Source organism: Vibrio sp. JZG10 (assembly GCF_054064075.1).
Genome location: NZ_JBSUGE010000028.1, coordinates 14,955 through 30,014 on the forward strand (window position 1 = coordinate 14,955; position 15,060 = coordinate 30,014).

Sequence of the window (15,060 nt, forward strand, 5' to 3'; positions counted from 1 at the left end):
TCTCCCAGTTTTAGAAATAAAAAAAGCACCTCCGAAGAGGTGCTTTTTAGTATTTCGTCTTGATACTGAATTACTCAGCAGCAACAACTTGTAGGTTCACAGTTGCGAAAACTTCAGAGTGAAGTTGAACGCTGATCTCGAACTCACCAGTTGTACGTAGAGCACCTTCAGGAAGGCGAACTTCGCTCTTAGCAACTTCAACGCCTGCAGCTGTGATAGCGTCAGCGATGTCACGAGTACCGATAGAACCGAATAGTTTGCCTTCGTCACCAGCTTTAGAAGCGATAACTACAGCTTCTAGAGCGTTAACTTTCTCTGCGCGAGCTTCTGCAGCAGCTAGTTGCTCAGCAACTTTAGCTTCTAGTTCAGCACGACGAGCTTCAAACATTTCAACGTTAGCTTTAGTTGCCATAACTGCTTTACCTTGTGGGATAAGGAAGTTACGAGCGTAGCCAGATTTAACGTTTGCAGTATCGCCAAGACCACCTAGGTTACCAATTTTATCAAGTAGAATAACTTGCATTGCTTAATCCTCTTTCTTAATAAAATGAACCGATTACTGATGCTTGTCAGTGTACGGTAGTAGAGCTAGGTAGCGTGAACGCTTGATAGCACGTGCTAGTTGACGCTGGTACTTAGCGCTTGTACCAGTGATACGGCTAGGTACGATTTTACCAGCTTCAGTGATGTAGTTTTTAAGAGTTGCTACGTCTTTGTAATCAATCTCTTGTACGCCTTCTGCAGTGAAACGGCAGAATTTACGACGACGGAAGAAACGAGCCATGGGCTATCTCCTGATCTTAAATTTGAGTAATGTTGTCGGCGTGTAACACTAATTTTCCCACGCCATTTCGGCCGGTTTGATAAGTGACAAAACCACTTACCTTAATGTTACTGCCTTGAACTAAATTCTGAGTTAGTGCTTGTGACCCAAGCCCGCTGACGACTACCGGCATACGACAATAAACTTGTCGAGGTAAGTCAGCTTCGATAATAGTAGAGCGATGCTCCAGCCAAAACCGACAGTGTTCAATGCCACCAGGGCTTTTACTACGAATGGGCGGTTTGGCAATGGTGCCGCTCAGCTCCATTCGATTGGCCATAAGAAAACTTACTCAGCAGCTTCTGACTTAGCTTCAGGCTTAGCTTCAGAACGCTCTTCACGACGTGGAGCACGCTCTTCTTTTTGCTTAAGCATGATAGATTGCTCAGTGATCGCTGCTTTAGTACGCATGATCATGTTACGTAGAACTGCATCGTTGAAACGGAAAGCAGTTTCTAGCTCATCAATTACAGCTTGGTCAGCTTCAACGTTCATAAGAACGTAGTGAGCTTTGTGAAGCTTGTTGATTGGGTAAGCCAGTTGACGACGGCCCCAGTCTTCTAGACGGTGGATTTTACCGCCAGCTTCAGTGATTGAACCAGTGTAACGCTCGATCATGCCAGCAACTTGCTCGCTTTGATCTGGGTGCACCATGAATACGATTTCGTAATGACGCATTGGTTGCTCCTTACGGATTATTCAGCTTCCACAAATGGCTCAGTCGTCCAGAGGAAGCAAGGAACTAAAGATAATTGACTGAGTTTAAGGAGCACGAATAGTACAGAAAGGGCGCAAAATAGGCAAGTGATTATTTGCTCAACGCAGGGGATATTTTATTTCATCCAACACTAGAAATAACAAAGGCTGCCAATAAAGTGACAGCCTTTAAAATCAGGGCATTATCGCGCGTATATCGGGACTTGTTTTACTTCAGCCAGTTCCGTGCGCATTTGGTCGATCACTTGTTTGTAATCTGGCTGACCGAAAATCGCCGAGCCTGCAACAAACATGTCTGCGCCCGCTTCTGCGATTTCACGAATGTTGTCAACCTTCACACCGCCATCAATTTCTAAACGGATATCGCGACCAGACTCATCGATCATCTTACGAACTGCACGCAGTTTATCTAGCGTGTGAGGAATGAATGATTGACCACCAAAGCCAGGGTTTACCGACATCAGTAGAATCATGTCGACTTTGTCCATGATGAACTCAAGGCTCGCAAGTGGCGTTGCTGGGTTTAGTACCACACCAGCCTGACAGCCGTGCTCTTTAATTAACTGGAGTGTTCGGTCTACATGATCAGAAGCTTCCACATGGAATGTAATCATCGACGCACCCGCTTTTGCGAAATCAGGAATAATGCGGTCAACCGGTTTCACCATTAGGTGAACATCGATTGGTGCGGTGATGCCGTAATCGCGTAGTGCTTTACACACAGGCGCACCAAAAGTCAGGTTTGGTACATAGTGGTTATCCATAACGTCGAAATGCACCACATCCGCACCCGCTGCGAGTACTTTCTCAACATCTTCACCGAGACGAGCAAAATCTGCCGATAAAATGGATGGAGCAATAAGAAAATCTTTCATACCTGACCTCAGTAGTAATGAGCAAACAATCTGCGCGCAATTTTACCGAAGCCAGTGTGGAGATCCACTATTTAGATTTAATAGTGTGAGAACTAAGAGCTTGTTGATCCATCTCAGGGGCATGAAAAAGCGCAAGCAGCTCATCGACTTTATTACGACCACTGCCATTGCGGCTAATGGTGCGCTTCACTTTTACTACATTGAGATCCGCACCGTGATACAACCGACGCGTCAGCGTAGTGTCGTGGTTAGAAATCAAAACCGGAATACCACGCTCAGTCGCCGTTCTTTCAGCAATGTCGGCTAATGCAGCCTGGTCATCCAACGTGAAACCATTACCTGCGTATGAGGTGAAATTTGCCGTGTTTGAAAGCGGTGCATAAGGAGGGTCGCAATACACCACACTCCCCTTACGTGCTCGACGAAAAGTTTCTGGATAACCTTCACAAACGAACGTGGCTTTCTTGGCTTTTTCGGCAAAAAACTCCAATTCCGCCTCTGGGAAGTAAGGCTTTTTATATGAACCGAACGGAACGTTAAAACCGCCTTTTTTGTTGTAACGGCATAGACCATTAAAACCAAAGCGGTTCATGTACAAAAACGCTAAAGAGCGGTACATCACGTCATCGGTTTTATTAAACTCAGCGCGAATGTGTAAGTAGGCTTCTTTACGGTTATTCTCGGCAACAAACCAACGCTTCGCTTCAGAGATGTACTCTTCAGGGCGCTCTTTTAGTAGGTTGTACAGATTGATCAGATCTGGATTGATATCTGCCAGTAGGTAATGGTCATAATCAGTATTCAGAAAAACTGAGCCCGCGCCAACAAAAGGTTCAACTAGCTTTCGAGCCGGCGGTAAATGACGTTGGATGTCTTCAACCAGTCCGTATTTTCCTCCTGCCCATTTAAGAAAGGCTCGTTGCTTTTTCATCTACTGCTCTATCTATCGACCAAAAATTAAGGCTGCGGAATGTAACATATTTTTCAGCGAAGCTCAGGTTTATTTCACGCGATCAATTTCGCGATGAACCTGACGGAGTGATTTTGCCCAAGGACTCACCGACTTAACCGAATCAGGCAAGCTTGCAACGGCATCGCGAGCCATTTGAATTGTCGGATAATCTTGGTATGTGATGATATACCACTCGGTGTCATTGCGAACGGTAGGATAAATTCGTACTTGATCATTCAGCCGATGCTCATCGAGGAAGGCTTGTACATCCTCCATTGACGTCATAGCAGCAAGCTGCAGTGTATAGGCTCTTGGTGATAGTGCTTTTAATTCTTCGCGAGCAAATGAAAACTTAACCACAGGCTGCTTCGCACCGTCTTCTCCTGACTGAGCAGAAGTTTGCGTCATACCTTGATTTGGTTTTACGACTGTAATCAAAGGAGAGTCAGTTTCATCAGCAGTTTCTGCTTTATCAGTACCTACGATATCATCAATCGCTTTTGTGTCTGCTGAATCAGCTTTACCTTCAAGCAATGCATCGACCACATTCGACTCAATCACCACTCTCTGTTGATTGTCATCACTGCCAACGCTCGCCACTTCTTCCGTTACTGCTGGCGGTAATGAATCAGAATCATCAATCGCGCCAGAGCCATCAAGACCACTGCTAGTGTCATCAGTCACAGATTGTAGTGAAGACTGCGCAGCACTGATTCCTGAACCTTCAAAAGTTGGAATAGCCGTTTGCTCTAAACTACCAGCAATTTGCTGCGCTTTATCATCAGGGCTTGGTTGATTATACATCCACCAATAGCCACCAGCAGCAAGCAACAGTAATGCTAATACCACTAACGCAATATTCAGCGGTGAACCGACAATCGAGCGGATAATGATCCTTTTTTCCACTTTCATCTCTCCTAACGCCATGATGTCACCCGGTACTGGGTCAACTTTTTTAAATGCATCTCGAACCCGCTTCTCCGCCTCATCATCAACATAGCGCGCAACAAGTGATTCAAAGAAACGACGGGCTTCCACTTCGGACAACATATCAATATCAAGCTCAACAGGCTTTATCTCTTGTCCGTAACTGAGACGTGACAGCAATCCTTCTAAGCGCCCAGACTGCGTAAATAATAAGACATTGATGGTCCAATTCGGCTTATGATGCGCCTCTAAAACCAGCATCCAAAGCTCAGAAACGAGCGTCTCACTTAATAAATGCGCATCATCAACCACAATCGCGATATCACAAGGCTCATCACCCAATAGTCTTTCGAGGCTATCAAGTAAAGGTTCTTGCTGATTAAACAATGCGTCCGAAACCAGTTGACTCAAAATAAGGATGCGGCGCTGCACATCATCTTGATTAGAATGACAAAGTAACAAACATTGATTCTTGTTACTGGCACCCACTTCAAGGTATCGCTGCGCTAACCAAGATTTTCCATAACCATCATGACCATTAATCGCAATGAAATTGGAACCAAAATTAGTCAGCAATCCCAACCTATCAAGCAACTCGATTTGAGAATCTAGTTCCAGAACGTGAGCAACACTCATCTAATAACCTTAATACACTACAAGAATGACGCCCAAAGGCGCCATTACAAGGTTAAATATCGCGACCGAAGTCTATCGCCTGTTTGAGTACGTCTTGTGTCGTATCAGCAATGACCTCGGCACTGCCAATGCCTGTAGGCAAAACCAATCGTAATTGACCAGAGAGGACTTTTTTATCTCGCATCATATGTTTGAGGAAGTCATCGAAGCTCATACTTTCTGGAGTATGAACAGGCAGTTTGGCACGACGCAAAATCGCAACAATACGCTCAAATTGCTCTGCTGAGATAAGACCGCGCAGATGCGAAGTTTTGGCCGCCATAACCGTGCCAGCAGAAACCGCTTCACCATGCAGCCAATTGCCGTAGCCAAGCTCAGCTTCAATCGCATGACCAAAGGTGTGACCTAAGTTGAGCAGAGCGCGGATGCCCGATTCTTTCTCATCCAGAGCCACCACTTCCGCTTTTATTTCACAGCAACGTGCAATGGCATAAGTTAGCGCTTCTTCATCCAACGCGTACAAGCGTTCAAGGTTTTCTTCCAACCATACAAAAAAGTCTGCATCGTAAATGATGCCGTACTTAATGACTTCTGCGATACCTGCTGCGAATTCACGCTCAGGCAACGTCGATAAACAGTTGGTATCGATGATCACGGCTTTAGGTTGGTAAAACGCACCTATCATGTTCTTACCCAACGGATGGTTAACCGCGGTTTTTCCACCCACCGAAGAATCCACTTGAGATAGTAATGTCGTTGGTATTTGAATAAAGTCGACCCCACGCTGGTAACAGGCAGAAGCAAAACCCACAAGGTCGCCAATAACGCCACCACCTAACGCGATGATCACAACATCACGAGCGTAATTCCCCTCGAGGAGGAAGTTCATCACTTGGTTAAACACATCCAAGTTTTTGTACTGTTCGCCGTCAGGCAATTCTAACAAGGATGCACTACAACCGAGCTGCTCGAGTTGCTTTAAAATTTTGTCAGCATACAAAGGCGCCACTGTGACATTACTGATCACAACAACTTTTTGTTTTGCATTTTTGTTTGAGAGAACTTGAGAGAGGTACGCCGGGTCCTCAAATAACCCGGCGCCAATAGAGATTGGGTAGCTACGCTCAGCTAGGTTGACCGTAATCCGTTCCATCGGTTTGCTCCAATTAAAAAAAAGATAAAAACTTATCTCTCTTCTAGCATTTTTACGATCTGGTTGGCTACCACTTTTGCACTCTGATCGTCAGTGCGAACAGTGTAATCCGCTACTTCTTCATACAGAGGATTACGTTCTTCAGCTAATTGCTCCAATACTTCGCGAGGGTTGTCCGTTTGAAGTAGAGGACGCTTCTTGTCACGGTTTGTGCGCGCAAGTTGCTTTTCAATCGTCGTTTCTAAGTAAACAACAACACCACGTGCCGAAAGACGATTACGGTTTTCTTTGCTCTTAACAGAGCCACCGCCAGTCGCAAGCACGATGCCTTGCTCTTGTGTTAGGTCTTCAAGTACCGCTTCTTCACGCTTGCGGAAGCCTTCTTCACCTTCTACATCAAAAACCCAAGAGATGTCTGCACCAGTGCGTTCTTCGATCACTGTATCGGAGTCAACAAACTCCATATGCAGTTGCTGTGCTAGATGTCTACCAATTGTACTTTTGCCGGCGCCCATTGGGCCAACAAGGAAAATATTACGTTTCTCAGCCATGTTTAGCAGTAATTTACAACATTGATTCAATAAGATCGCCACAAGAAAACACAGCTAAATCGCTGTTCTACAAGGCTTGTGGCACCAGTTCCTCACAGATAATTCGTGATAAGACCCGAAATTATCCAAGCATGGTGCCACTATTGCAACTTTATTTTTGATTTAATCAGTTTTTCACGAGGTAGAACTACTGAATCACCACCTTAGGGGTGACGAAAATCAACAGCTCACTTTTGCCAACATTTTCATAACTTCGACGGAAAAGCGCACCTAATAGTGGCAGATCGCCTAACAAAGGCACTTTGTCCACCGAGTTAGTAATGCTGTGCTGGAAAATACCACCAAGAACGACGGTTTCACCGTTATTTACTAACACTTGCGTCCCGATACGTTGAGTATCAATCGCAACGGCTTCACCAGTACCTGTTTTCACGACTTGTCCAGGTCTATCTTGCGTAACGCTTAAGTCCAACACAAGGCGGTTATCCGGTGTAATTTGTGGCGTCACCTTCAAACTCAATACTGCTTTTTTGAACGTTACCGTCGTGGCACCACTCGATGAGGACTCTAGATAAGGTATCTCGGTACCTTGCTCAATATAGGCAGGCTTCTTATTGGTAGTGATCAAACGTGGGCTTGAGATAATCTCAGCTTTGGACTCTTGTTGCAGCGCAGAAAGCTCGAGGTCTAACAAGGTGTCTGAGCCTAATTTTGCAACCTGAAAAGCAATGCTGGTCGCGTTTGGACTGGTTGCAGCTAAGTTTACGTTTAGGAAGTCATCGATACCTACTCCATCACCGTCACCACCGTCTTCTCCTTCACCACCACCGTTATATAAACCGATCGTGGCAAGGTTGTTTTCGATAGAGCCTCCAACCGTGTTATTGCCATTAATAGAGGTAAAGCCCCAGCGAATTCCCAACTCGTCCATGTTGCCTTCATTGATGGTCACAATACGCGCTTCAATTTGAACCTGCTTCACCGGGATATCCAAAGATTCAATAATTTCTCGAATCACTTCAATGTTTTCAGGTAGCTCACGAATCAATAACGAGTTAGTCCGCTCATCAATGGTCATACTGCCTCGCTCAGACAACATACTAATGTTCCCTTCTCCGTTGATCATCTCTGCAATATCTGATGCTTTAGCGAAGTTTACCTTGATGATTTCAGACGAAAGCTCTCCCATCGTTTGTTCTAGCTGCTGCTTTTCGAGTTGCTGTTTTTCGCGCAGATCAAGCTCATCTGTTGGAGCAACCAGAATCACGTTGCCATCAACACGCTTATCTAACCCCTTAACTTGCAAAATAATATCCAGCACTTGCTGCCACGGAACACCATCAAGACGAAGTGTGAGGTTACCTTCTACGGAGTCTGAAACAACCAAGTTGAACTGGTTGTAGTCAGCAATCAGCTGTAACACGTTACGTACAGGAATATCTTGGAAGTTAATTGAAATGAGCTTGCCTTCTTTTTCTAGAATGCTTTTATCCGGGGCTTTCTCATTGGGTTTGATCTTAGCCACTTTGATTTCCAAGAATCGCCCCGTTAAACGGTAATCATGCGTATATTCTTCATTAATGTGCGCAACCAAGCGCGTAGTTGAGGTATCGCGAAACACCTCTACGCTTTCAACCACAGTCGAGAAATCTTTTACGTCTAGGAGATACAGTTGCTCGTCTTTTACCGAAGTATTAAGCAAATCGATACTTAACCCTTCCTGTACGCGTTTGACATCGACAATCGCGGCAGGTGACGCCAGTTCAACGACTATAACGGCGTCTTTATCTTTATTAGTGCGAAAGTCGATACTCTTTAAGGCATTAGACGATACTTCTTCTGCTGCCACTAAAGGGGCTAAAAATACAAACAACCATAAGGAGAAGAGCCCTGTTAGTATCCTTGGTGTACGTGTTAATCCTTGTCTCATTTTCATTACTCAATATCAAAAATAAATGGGGCTATCTCAAAGCCAACTTAACTTTACGCTTCTGCCAACACCCTAAGCCGTCGGGCAACGTTTCATTAACTAACAAATAGGAATGGCTGACGTGGGTCACTTTGCCATTGTTGCGTCCGAGGTATTGCCCCGGCTTCACTTTATAAACGGTTCCATTGGGTGCCTGAACGAGACCAGAAACCGTATTACCCATGCCCATAACTCCTTTCAAACGTAATTGGCTTAATGGGAATTTTTCTAATTTGCCAGTGCGCCTTCTTGAAGGCGGTTGCCAGCAATCTTTTCTTGCAACGGGCTGAGTGGCGATGGTGGCTTCTTTTGGCAACTCAAAGGGCGCACGCTGTACTTCAGGTGCGTACGTGACGGCAACATACTTATCTGCAGGCTTAAGTTTCTCGACATCTCGACGCGCCTGACTCTCCACCCCTCGAATAAAATCCGTTAATGACTCATCATTCGCCTGACATCCAAGTAGCAGAGACCCCATCAGTACCAGTAACAAATGCTTACTTGTCATTGTTCGTCTCCTCTGGCTTAAACTGATAGGTATTGGCTCGTACCCTAAAGTGCAGAGTTTCACTTTCTTGGCTGACACGCTGCCAAGTCACATCTTTAAACGTGATGATTCGAGGTAGCGTTGCTATCGCCTGAGAAAAATGGCCGATGTCATGAAAATCTCCCGTTAACTCAATGTTTAAAGGAAGACGATAGAGGAAATGCTCTGATTGCTTTTCACCCCAGTCGATACGGGTAAAGGTCAACTTATTGTCGATACCGAGTTCATTCACCGAAGCGAGCATCGTAGCCAACTCTTTTTGCGCGGGCAGTTGTTGTAGCAATAATTCGTAACGCGTGGTGAGTTCATCCAATTGAGATTGAAGCTGAGGCAATGCTGCTACTTTGTTCGCTTTGATCTTCAATGCCACCTTGAGCGTCTGCTCCTGCTGGACCAAGTTATTCAATTGCTCTTCTTTTGGCTTAAGGTAAAACCAATAGCCAAAACCTTGAATTAGGAAAATCAGCAGCGCGATAACCACAAGCTGAGGCAACAATGGCCACTCTGCCATTTCATCTATTTCGAGATCCTGCCAATCAACCATGCTGGGCCTCCACTTTCTTCTCCGGCACTTTGAACATGAAAGACACTTTGAACGTTTGGAACTCTTTTCCAAAACGCGCTTTTCCGTGAACGATGGAGTGCATTTCTACATCATTCAACTTGGCCGAACGCTCCATGTTGTCCAGCATCGTGGCAAGTTTTGGAGTGCTATCAGAGATCCCCGAGATCTCAATTTCCAGATCATTCATTTTGATCTTGTCGACATATACACCTTCAGGAATGACGGCTGGCATCAAGTTCATAAACTCGGTCGTTTTGTTTCTACCGTTTTGTAACCCTTCAACCACTTTTAAACGTTCGAGGATTTTGCTGTGCTCTTGCTCGGCGATTTTCATTGCTTCAATACGCTGGTCGAGCTCAGCAATGTAGTGAGTAAGGTAATCAAGCCGCTCCTGCTGCTGATCTTGTTGGTACTCAAAAAACTTTCCAATACCCCATTGAATACCAATGGCGAGCAACATGCCTAACGCGACCAAGCTAATGAAACGACGTCGGTGCTCTTCTCTTTGGTTCTCTCGCCAAGGAAGTAAATTAATGCGATAAAGCACGCGCACCTCCTAGCCAATGAATGCCACGAATCGCGAGTCCTGCGGCTGTAGAGAAATGCTGCCAATCCGCGGCACGACGTTTACGTTTGGACACCTTCATCTCAAATAGCCCTAGCGGGTTTAGCAATTCACACTCTAGTGACAGTTGCTGAGATAACTCTTCCGCGAGCATTGGTGTCGAAGCTCCTTCCCCTGATAACCAGATACCTTTGATATTTTGCGAGCCATTAATTGAAGTGTAGAGCTGCATCTGACGTTTCACCCGTTCCACGATTTGGCGATTAAACAGCTCTGTTTTCTCCTGAGCATCATCGGACATCAAATCATCTTGAACAGGGCTGTTTGCTCCTCGAGTGCCGCAAGCAAACTCTTTGTGAAACAGCTCACCTTGTTCGGTAAACATGGTAAAGGAGCTCGATGAGGTGCCAATATCGAGTAAGCAGTACTTATTTTTGTCAGGAAAGCGATCGGCGGTGAGCTTCCAGATATGACCAAGACTTTGTGAATGCACGTCCACTAAAACGGGTTTTAGTCCAGATTTTTGTAATGCATCCACGCGACTATCGACCACATCTTTTCTTGTCGCAAACACTTGATAGTTATCAGTCCCACGCAACCCATCTTCGGCACGAAGACGGACGAAGTCTAAACTCAGCTCTTCGACAGGGAATGGCGATTGATGAGAAAATGCCTGAATCACAGCAAACTCAACTTCGCTATCTTCAAGGTTTTGTTCTATTTGCAATTTTTTACTGATCACCGAATTATCAGGCACTGAAATTGCGACCTTTTTAGCACCAAAAGGCAGTTCTTTTTTAATCAGCTTTAGGGTCTTTACAATTTCTTGATGATTTATAGTGTTATTTTCAGCGACAATACCTTCCTTTAGTAATATTTCTTTGTAACCCAACAGAGCGTAATTGTTGCCTGTGGGTTTAAGTACTACGGCTTTGAGGCTGTTATGGCCTATATCGATGCCGGTAACGATTAGCTTATCCATCTCTTACTCTCGCTCCGAAATTTCTTCGTGCAAAGGTTGTTATTAGCACCCAAATAAGAGTTAATATCTCTATGTGCTAAATTTTTGACCTAAGAGTACAAGGGTTTGCCGTTACACAGCCTCAACCAATCAGGGATTCTCCGGTGAAGTTCATAAAGCGTTTATTATTTTTAACATTGATTTGCATAATTCTTGGAGTCACCACAATATTTGGCTTCTATCAGTACGTGAAGCCTGAATTGCCAGATGTTGCAACTCTAAAAGACGTTGAATTACAAACACCTATGCAGGTGTTTAGTCAAGACGGGAAGCTGATCGCACAGTTCGGTGAAAAGCGTCGTATTCCTGTTACTTATGATGAAATTCCTCAAGACTTAATTCATGCGCTAATCGCCACCGAAGATAGCCGTTTTTACGAACACCCAGGTATCGATCCTATCGGCATCACTCGTGCAGCCGTTGTAGTTGCGATCTCAGGTTCAGCCAAGCAGGGCGCAAGTACCATTACGCAACAGCTAGCGCGTAACTTCTTCTTATCTAATGAGAAGAAGATCATGCGTAAGATTAAAGAGATTTTCATTGCTATCCACATTGAGCAGCTTCTGAGTAAGCAAGAAATCATGGAACTTTATGTCAATAAAATCTTCCTTGGTTACCGCTCATATGGTTTTGGTGCGGCCGCTCAAGTTTACTTTGGTAAGAGCCTTGATGAATTGACGTTAAGCGAACTTGCGACACTCGCAGGGATGCCAAAAGCGCCATCAACGATGAACCCAATTTACTCTCTTGAGCGTGCGACAAAACGCCGTAACGTCGTGTTAATGCGAATGCTTGATGAAAAATACATCACGCAAGAACAGTATGACGAAGCACGCAACGAACCTATCGTGGCACGTTACCACAGTGCTGAAATTGAACTTTCAGCTCCTTATGTGGCGGAACTAGCTCGTGCATGGGCCGTGAAAGAGTACGGTGAAGAAGAAGCCTATACCTCTGGCTTGAATATCTACATGACGGTGGACTCTAAACTGCAAGATGCCGCGAATACATCCGTGGTAAATAATCTGCTGTCATACGATGAACGTCACGGCTACCGCGGTGCGGAGAAAGTGCTTTGGAAAGAAGGTGAAACCGCTTGGGACAGCGAGCAAATAGAAAAGCATCTTAAGAAGCAACCAACTTATGGTGACCTTTATCCTGCCGTCGTGACAAAAGTCGATGATAAGACTGCACAAGTTTGGGTTAAAAACTATGAAGAGCAGACCATTCCTTGGACTGGAATGCATTGGGCACGTAAATACATCACCGAAAACCGCCAAGGCTCAACGCCAAAATCAGCGCATGATGTGCTAGCGACGGGTCAACAAGTTTGGGTTCGCGAAGTGAGCGAAGCCAATGAAGATGACAACACGACACAAGGCTGGAAACTGAGCCAAGTGCCAACAGCGAACACCGCGTTTGTCGCGATGAACCCGGAAAATGGTGCGATATTGTCGTTAGTGGGTGGCTTTAACTTTGTTCATAGTAAGTTTAACCGTGCCACTATGTCAGTGCGTCAGGTTGGCTCAAGTATCAAACCATTTATCTACTCAGCCGCAATTGACAAGGGACTTACCTTGGCCACTCTGATCAACGATGCGCCGATTAACAAATGGGACGCAGGTTCTGGTTCGGCTTGGCGACCTAAAAACTCACCACCAACCTATGGCGGTCCAACTCGCCTTCGCCTCGGCTTAGCTCAGTCAAAGAACGTGATGGCAGTGCGTACGCTGCGTGAAGTAGGCCTTGATGAAACTCGTCAGTACCTTACTCGTTTTGGTTTTGATATTAACCAAGTACCACGTTCAGAGACCATCGCGCTCGGTGCTGGTAGCTTAACACCAATGAAAGTGGCACAAGGCTACTCTGTATTTGCGAACGGAGGTTATTACGTCGAACCGTTCTACGTAGAACGCGTGGAAGATGCATTCGGTGAAGTGCTGTTTAAAGCGAATCCAAAGAGCGTTTGTCATAAGGATTGCCCACAAATGAGCGCTCAGCCAGACAATCGCTATGCCGATGAGTTTGGCGAACAAGACGTCGCGATTGATGGTTTGGCAACAGACAACGCACTGGAAAATGATGAACCTCAATATGCTCCACAAGTTATCTCTGAGCAAAATGCATTCTTGATGCGTGAGATGATGTACAGCAACATTTGGGGTGGTGGTAACTGGCGTGAAGGTACGGGGTGGAACGGTACTGGCTGGCGTGCTCAAAAACTGGGGCGTCGTGATATCGGTGGTAAAACGGGTACAACGAATGACTCCAAAGATGCTTGGTACAACGGCTATGGTCCTGGTGTTGTTGCCATTGCTTGGGTTGGTTTTGATGATCACTCACGCGCCCTTGGTCGCACAACGGTTAATAGCAACCTAGGCAAAGGCCAAATTTCTGGTGCTGAATCGGGTGCGAAAACCGCAGAACCCGCTTGGATTGACTTTATGCGCGTTGCACTAGAAGAAACACCTGAGCAAGGTAAAAATATTCCAGATAACATCATTCGTGTTCGTATTGATCGCAACACTGGCATGCTAACGCACAAAGTAGACAGCACATCGATGTTCGAATACTTTGAAAAAGGCACTGAGCCTACCGAATACGCTGGAGACCGTTTGGAAGACAGTATTTATTCTTCCGGCTCTGGCGCAGAAGAGCTGTTCTAAATCACTAAAGCAAAAGGGAGAGCATTCGCTCTCCCTTTTTTATGTCGGCTTTTACGCCGCGGCGTTCAATGAAGGGTAAGAAGCCAATACTTCTTTAATCTTCGCCGCCAAAGCTTCAAACCTTGCACGCAGTGGTGAGCCCGGGCGATATACAAGGACTATATTGCGCGAAGGCGTAGGGTTAACGGCTGGTACATAGCACACGCCATCTTTTTGCTTCTCATTGGGGATAGAAAGCTGAGGCAATAACGTAATCCCAGCACCAGCAGCGACCATATTCCGCAGTGTCTCCAAACTGGTTGCCTTAAAGCGTTCATCGTCTTTCGCTCCGGCAGCAAAACAGAAACCTAACGCTTGATCACGAAGACAGTGACCGTCTCCTAGCGCTAAAACGGTTTTACCATTCAACTCCAACATATCAACATGGTCGAGAGAGGCCCACTCATGATCACATGGCACCGCAACGCTTAACGGCTCGTTATACACTTCGATTTCTTTAAAAGGTGCCGTTTCATCAACCGAAGCCAAGACCAAGCTGTCCAATTTACCTTCTTCTAATTGACGCACCAACTGATGTGTTTGAGCTTCGTGCAGGAACAGCTCCAGTTCAGGAAATGCTTCTTTTATCTGCGGCAGAATTTTGGGTAGTAGATACGGACCTACCGTCGGGATGAAACCGATATGCATAGGCCCAGTCATTGCTCCGCTCTGACCACTCGCCATATCTTTAAAAGTTTTCACTTCACTTAAGATACGCTTAGCTTGCTCCACCAACTGCAACCCTGAATCGGTAAACAAAACGCGACGGCTGCTTCGCTCTAAAAGCGTGGTACCGAGTTCATCCTCTAGCTTACGAATTTGTCCACTCAATGTTGGTTGGCTAACAAAACATGCTTCTGCCGCTTTGCGAAAGTGCTTATGTTCCGCAAGTGCAACTAAGTACTCAAAATCTCGAATATTCATAACTCACAATTCGCTTCTTTTAACAATAGCTAATACCTATCAAAACCATAACACCAAACGATTAGAGCTATCAAAGGATTTTTACAATAATGGGCTCAACAGAACGAAACAGAGCAAAGAAAAACGCTAA

Annotated in this window: 16 protein-coding genes; 1 reads left to right on the forward strand and 15 read right to left on the reverse strand. The window is 45.4% G+C overall.

The genetic code is table 11. The annotated features are described in order from the left end of the window. Positions 1 to 70 precede the first annotated feature (70 nt). From rplI to pilM, 14 genes are all read right to left on the reverse strand, one after another. The gene (gene rplI / locus ACWYVB_RS21865) at positions 71 to 523 is read right to left on the reverse strand and encodes a 50S ribosomal protein L9 (protein ID WP_005381278.1); all 453 of its coding nucleotides are present in this window, start codon (positions 521 to 523) and stop codon (positions 71 to 73) included. A gap of 33 nt (positions 524 to 556) precedes the next feature. Continuing rightward, positions 557 to 784 (reverse strand): 30S ribosomal protein S18, encoded by a 228-nt coding sequence (rpsR, locus tag ACWYVB_RS21870; protein ID WP_000090472.1) that lies wholly within the window; start codon positions 782 to 784, stop codon positions 557 to 559. 16 nt (positions 785 to 800) lie between these two features. After that, positions 801 to 1,103, reverse strand: coding sequence for a primosomal replication protein N (gene priB / locus ACWYVB_RS21875; protein WP_005381298.1), 303 nt, complete (start codon positions 1,101 to 1,103; stop codon positions 801 to 803). Between the two features lie 8 nt (positions 1,104 to 1,111). Next, positions 1,112 to 1,501, reverse strand: a complete 390-nt coding sequence (gene rpsF, locus ACWYVB_RS21880; protein ID WP_005381299.1) for a 30S ribosomal protein S6 — start codon at positions 1,499 to 1,501, stop codon at positions 1,112 to 1,114. Positions 1,502 to 1,722: 221 nt separating this feature from the next. Next, a complete protein-coding gene (gene rpe / locus ACWYVB_RS21885) occupies positions 1,723 to 2,415 on the reverse strand; it encodes a ribulose-phosphate 3-epimerase (RefSeq protein ID WP_457530145.1) in 693 nt (230 codons plus the stop codon). A gap of 67 nt (positions 2,416 to 2,482) precedes the next feature. Continuing rightward, positions 2,483 to 3,346, reverse strand: coding sequence for a Dam family site-specific DNA-(adenine-N6)-methyltransferase (locus tag ACWYVB_RS21890; protein ID WP_457530147.1), 864 nt, complete (start codon positions 3,344 to 3,346; stop codon positions 2,483 to 2,485). Between the two features lie 69 nt (positions 3,347 to 3,415). Then, positions 3,416 to 4,930, reverse strand: coding sequence for an AAA family ATPase (locus ACWYVB_RS21895; protein ID WP_457530149.1), 1,515 nt, complete (start codon positions 4,928 to 4,930; stop codon positions 3,416 to 3,418). A 52-nt stretch (positions 4,931 to 4,982) separates the two neighbouring features. Then, positions 4,983 to 6,083 carry a 3-dehydroquinate synthase gene (gene aroB, locus ACWYVB_RS21900; protein WP_005395712.1) on the reverse strand — a complete coding sequence of 367 codons (1,101 nt, stop codon included), beginning with the start codon at positions 6,081 to 6,083 and terminating at the stop codon, positions 4,983 to 4,985. A gap of 32 nt (positions 6,084 to 6,115) precedes the next feature. Next, positions 6,116 to 6,634: a shikimate kinase AroK gene (aroK, locus tag ACWYVB_RS21905; RefSeq protein WP_005381319.1), complete on the reverse strand. Its 519-nt coding sequence runs from the start codon at positions 6,632 to 6,634 to the stop codon at positions 6,116 to 6,118. 187 nt (positions 6,635 to 6,821) lie between these two features. Further along, positions 6,822 to 8,570: a type IV pilus secretin PilQ gene (locus tag ACWYVB_RS21910; protein ID WP_006742777.1), complete on the reverse strand. Its 1,749-nt coding sequence runs from the start codon at positions 8,568 to 8,570 to the stop codon at positions 6,822 to 6,824. A gap of 25 nt (positions 8,571 to 8,595) precedes the next feature. Further along, a complete protein-coding gene (locus tag ACWYVB_RS21915; RefSeq protein WP_012841352.1) occupies positions 8,596 to 9,111 on the reverse strand; it encodes a pilus assembly protein PilP in 516 nt (171 codons plus the stop codon). Further along, on the reverse strand, positions 9,101 to 9,694 hold the full coding sequence (locus ACWYVB_RS21920) for a type IV pilus inner membrane component PilO (RefSeq protein ID WP_012841351.1): 594 nt from the start codon (positions 9,692 to 9,694) through the stop codon (positions 9,101 to 9,103). The genes ACWYVB_RS21915 and ACWYVB_RS21920 overlap by 11 nt, the downstream gene beginning before the upstream one ends. After that, the gene (locus ACWYVB_RS21925; protein ID WP_457530152.1) at positions 9,687 to 10,262 is read right to left on the reverse strand and encodes a PilN domain-containing protein; all 576 of its coding nucleotides are present in this window, start codon (positions 10,260 to 10,262) and stop codon (positions 9,687 to 9,689) included. The genes ACWYVB_RS21920 and ACWYVB_RS21925 overlap by 8 nt, the downstream gene beginning before the upstream one ends. Then, on the reverse strand, positions 10,246 to 11,262 hold the full coding sequence (pilM, locus tag ACWYVB_RS21930; RefSeq protein ID WP_005395718.1) for a type IV pilus biogenesis protein PilM: 1,017 nt from the start codon (positions 11,260 to 11,262) through the stop codon (positions 10,246 to 10,248). Before pilM ends, ACWYVB_RS21925 begins: the two co-directional genes overlap by 17 nt. Before the next feature lie 143 nt (positions 11,263 to 11,405). Between pilM and ACWYVB_RS21935 the strand changes: the two genes are divergently transcribed. Beyond that, positions 11,406 to 13,967: a penicillin-binding protein 1A gene (locus tag ACWYVB_RS21935; RefSeq protein WP_457530154.1), complete on the forward strand. Its 2,562-nt coding sequence runs from the start codon at positions 11,406 to 11,408 to the stop codon at positions 13,965 to 13,967. Positions 13,968 to 14,018: 51 nt separating this feature from the next. Here ACWYVB_RS21935 and oxyR read toward each other — a convergent pair whose 3' ends face one another. Further along, positions 14,019 to 14,930: a DNA-binding transcriptional regulator OxyR gene (gene oxyR / locus ACWYVB_RS21940; RefSeq protein WP_457530156.1), complete on the reverse strand. Its 912-nt coding sequence runs from the start codon at positions 14,928 to 14,930 to the stop codon at positions 14,019 to 14,021. Between the last annotated feature and the right edge of the window lie 130 nt (positions 14,931 to 15,060).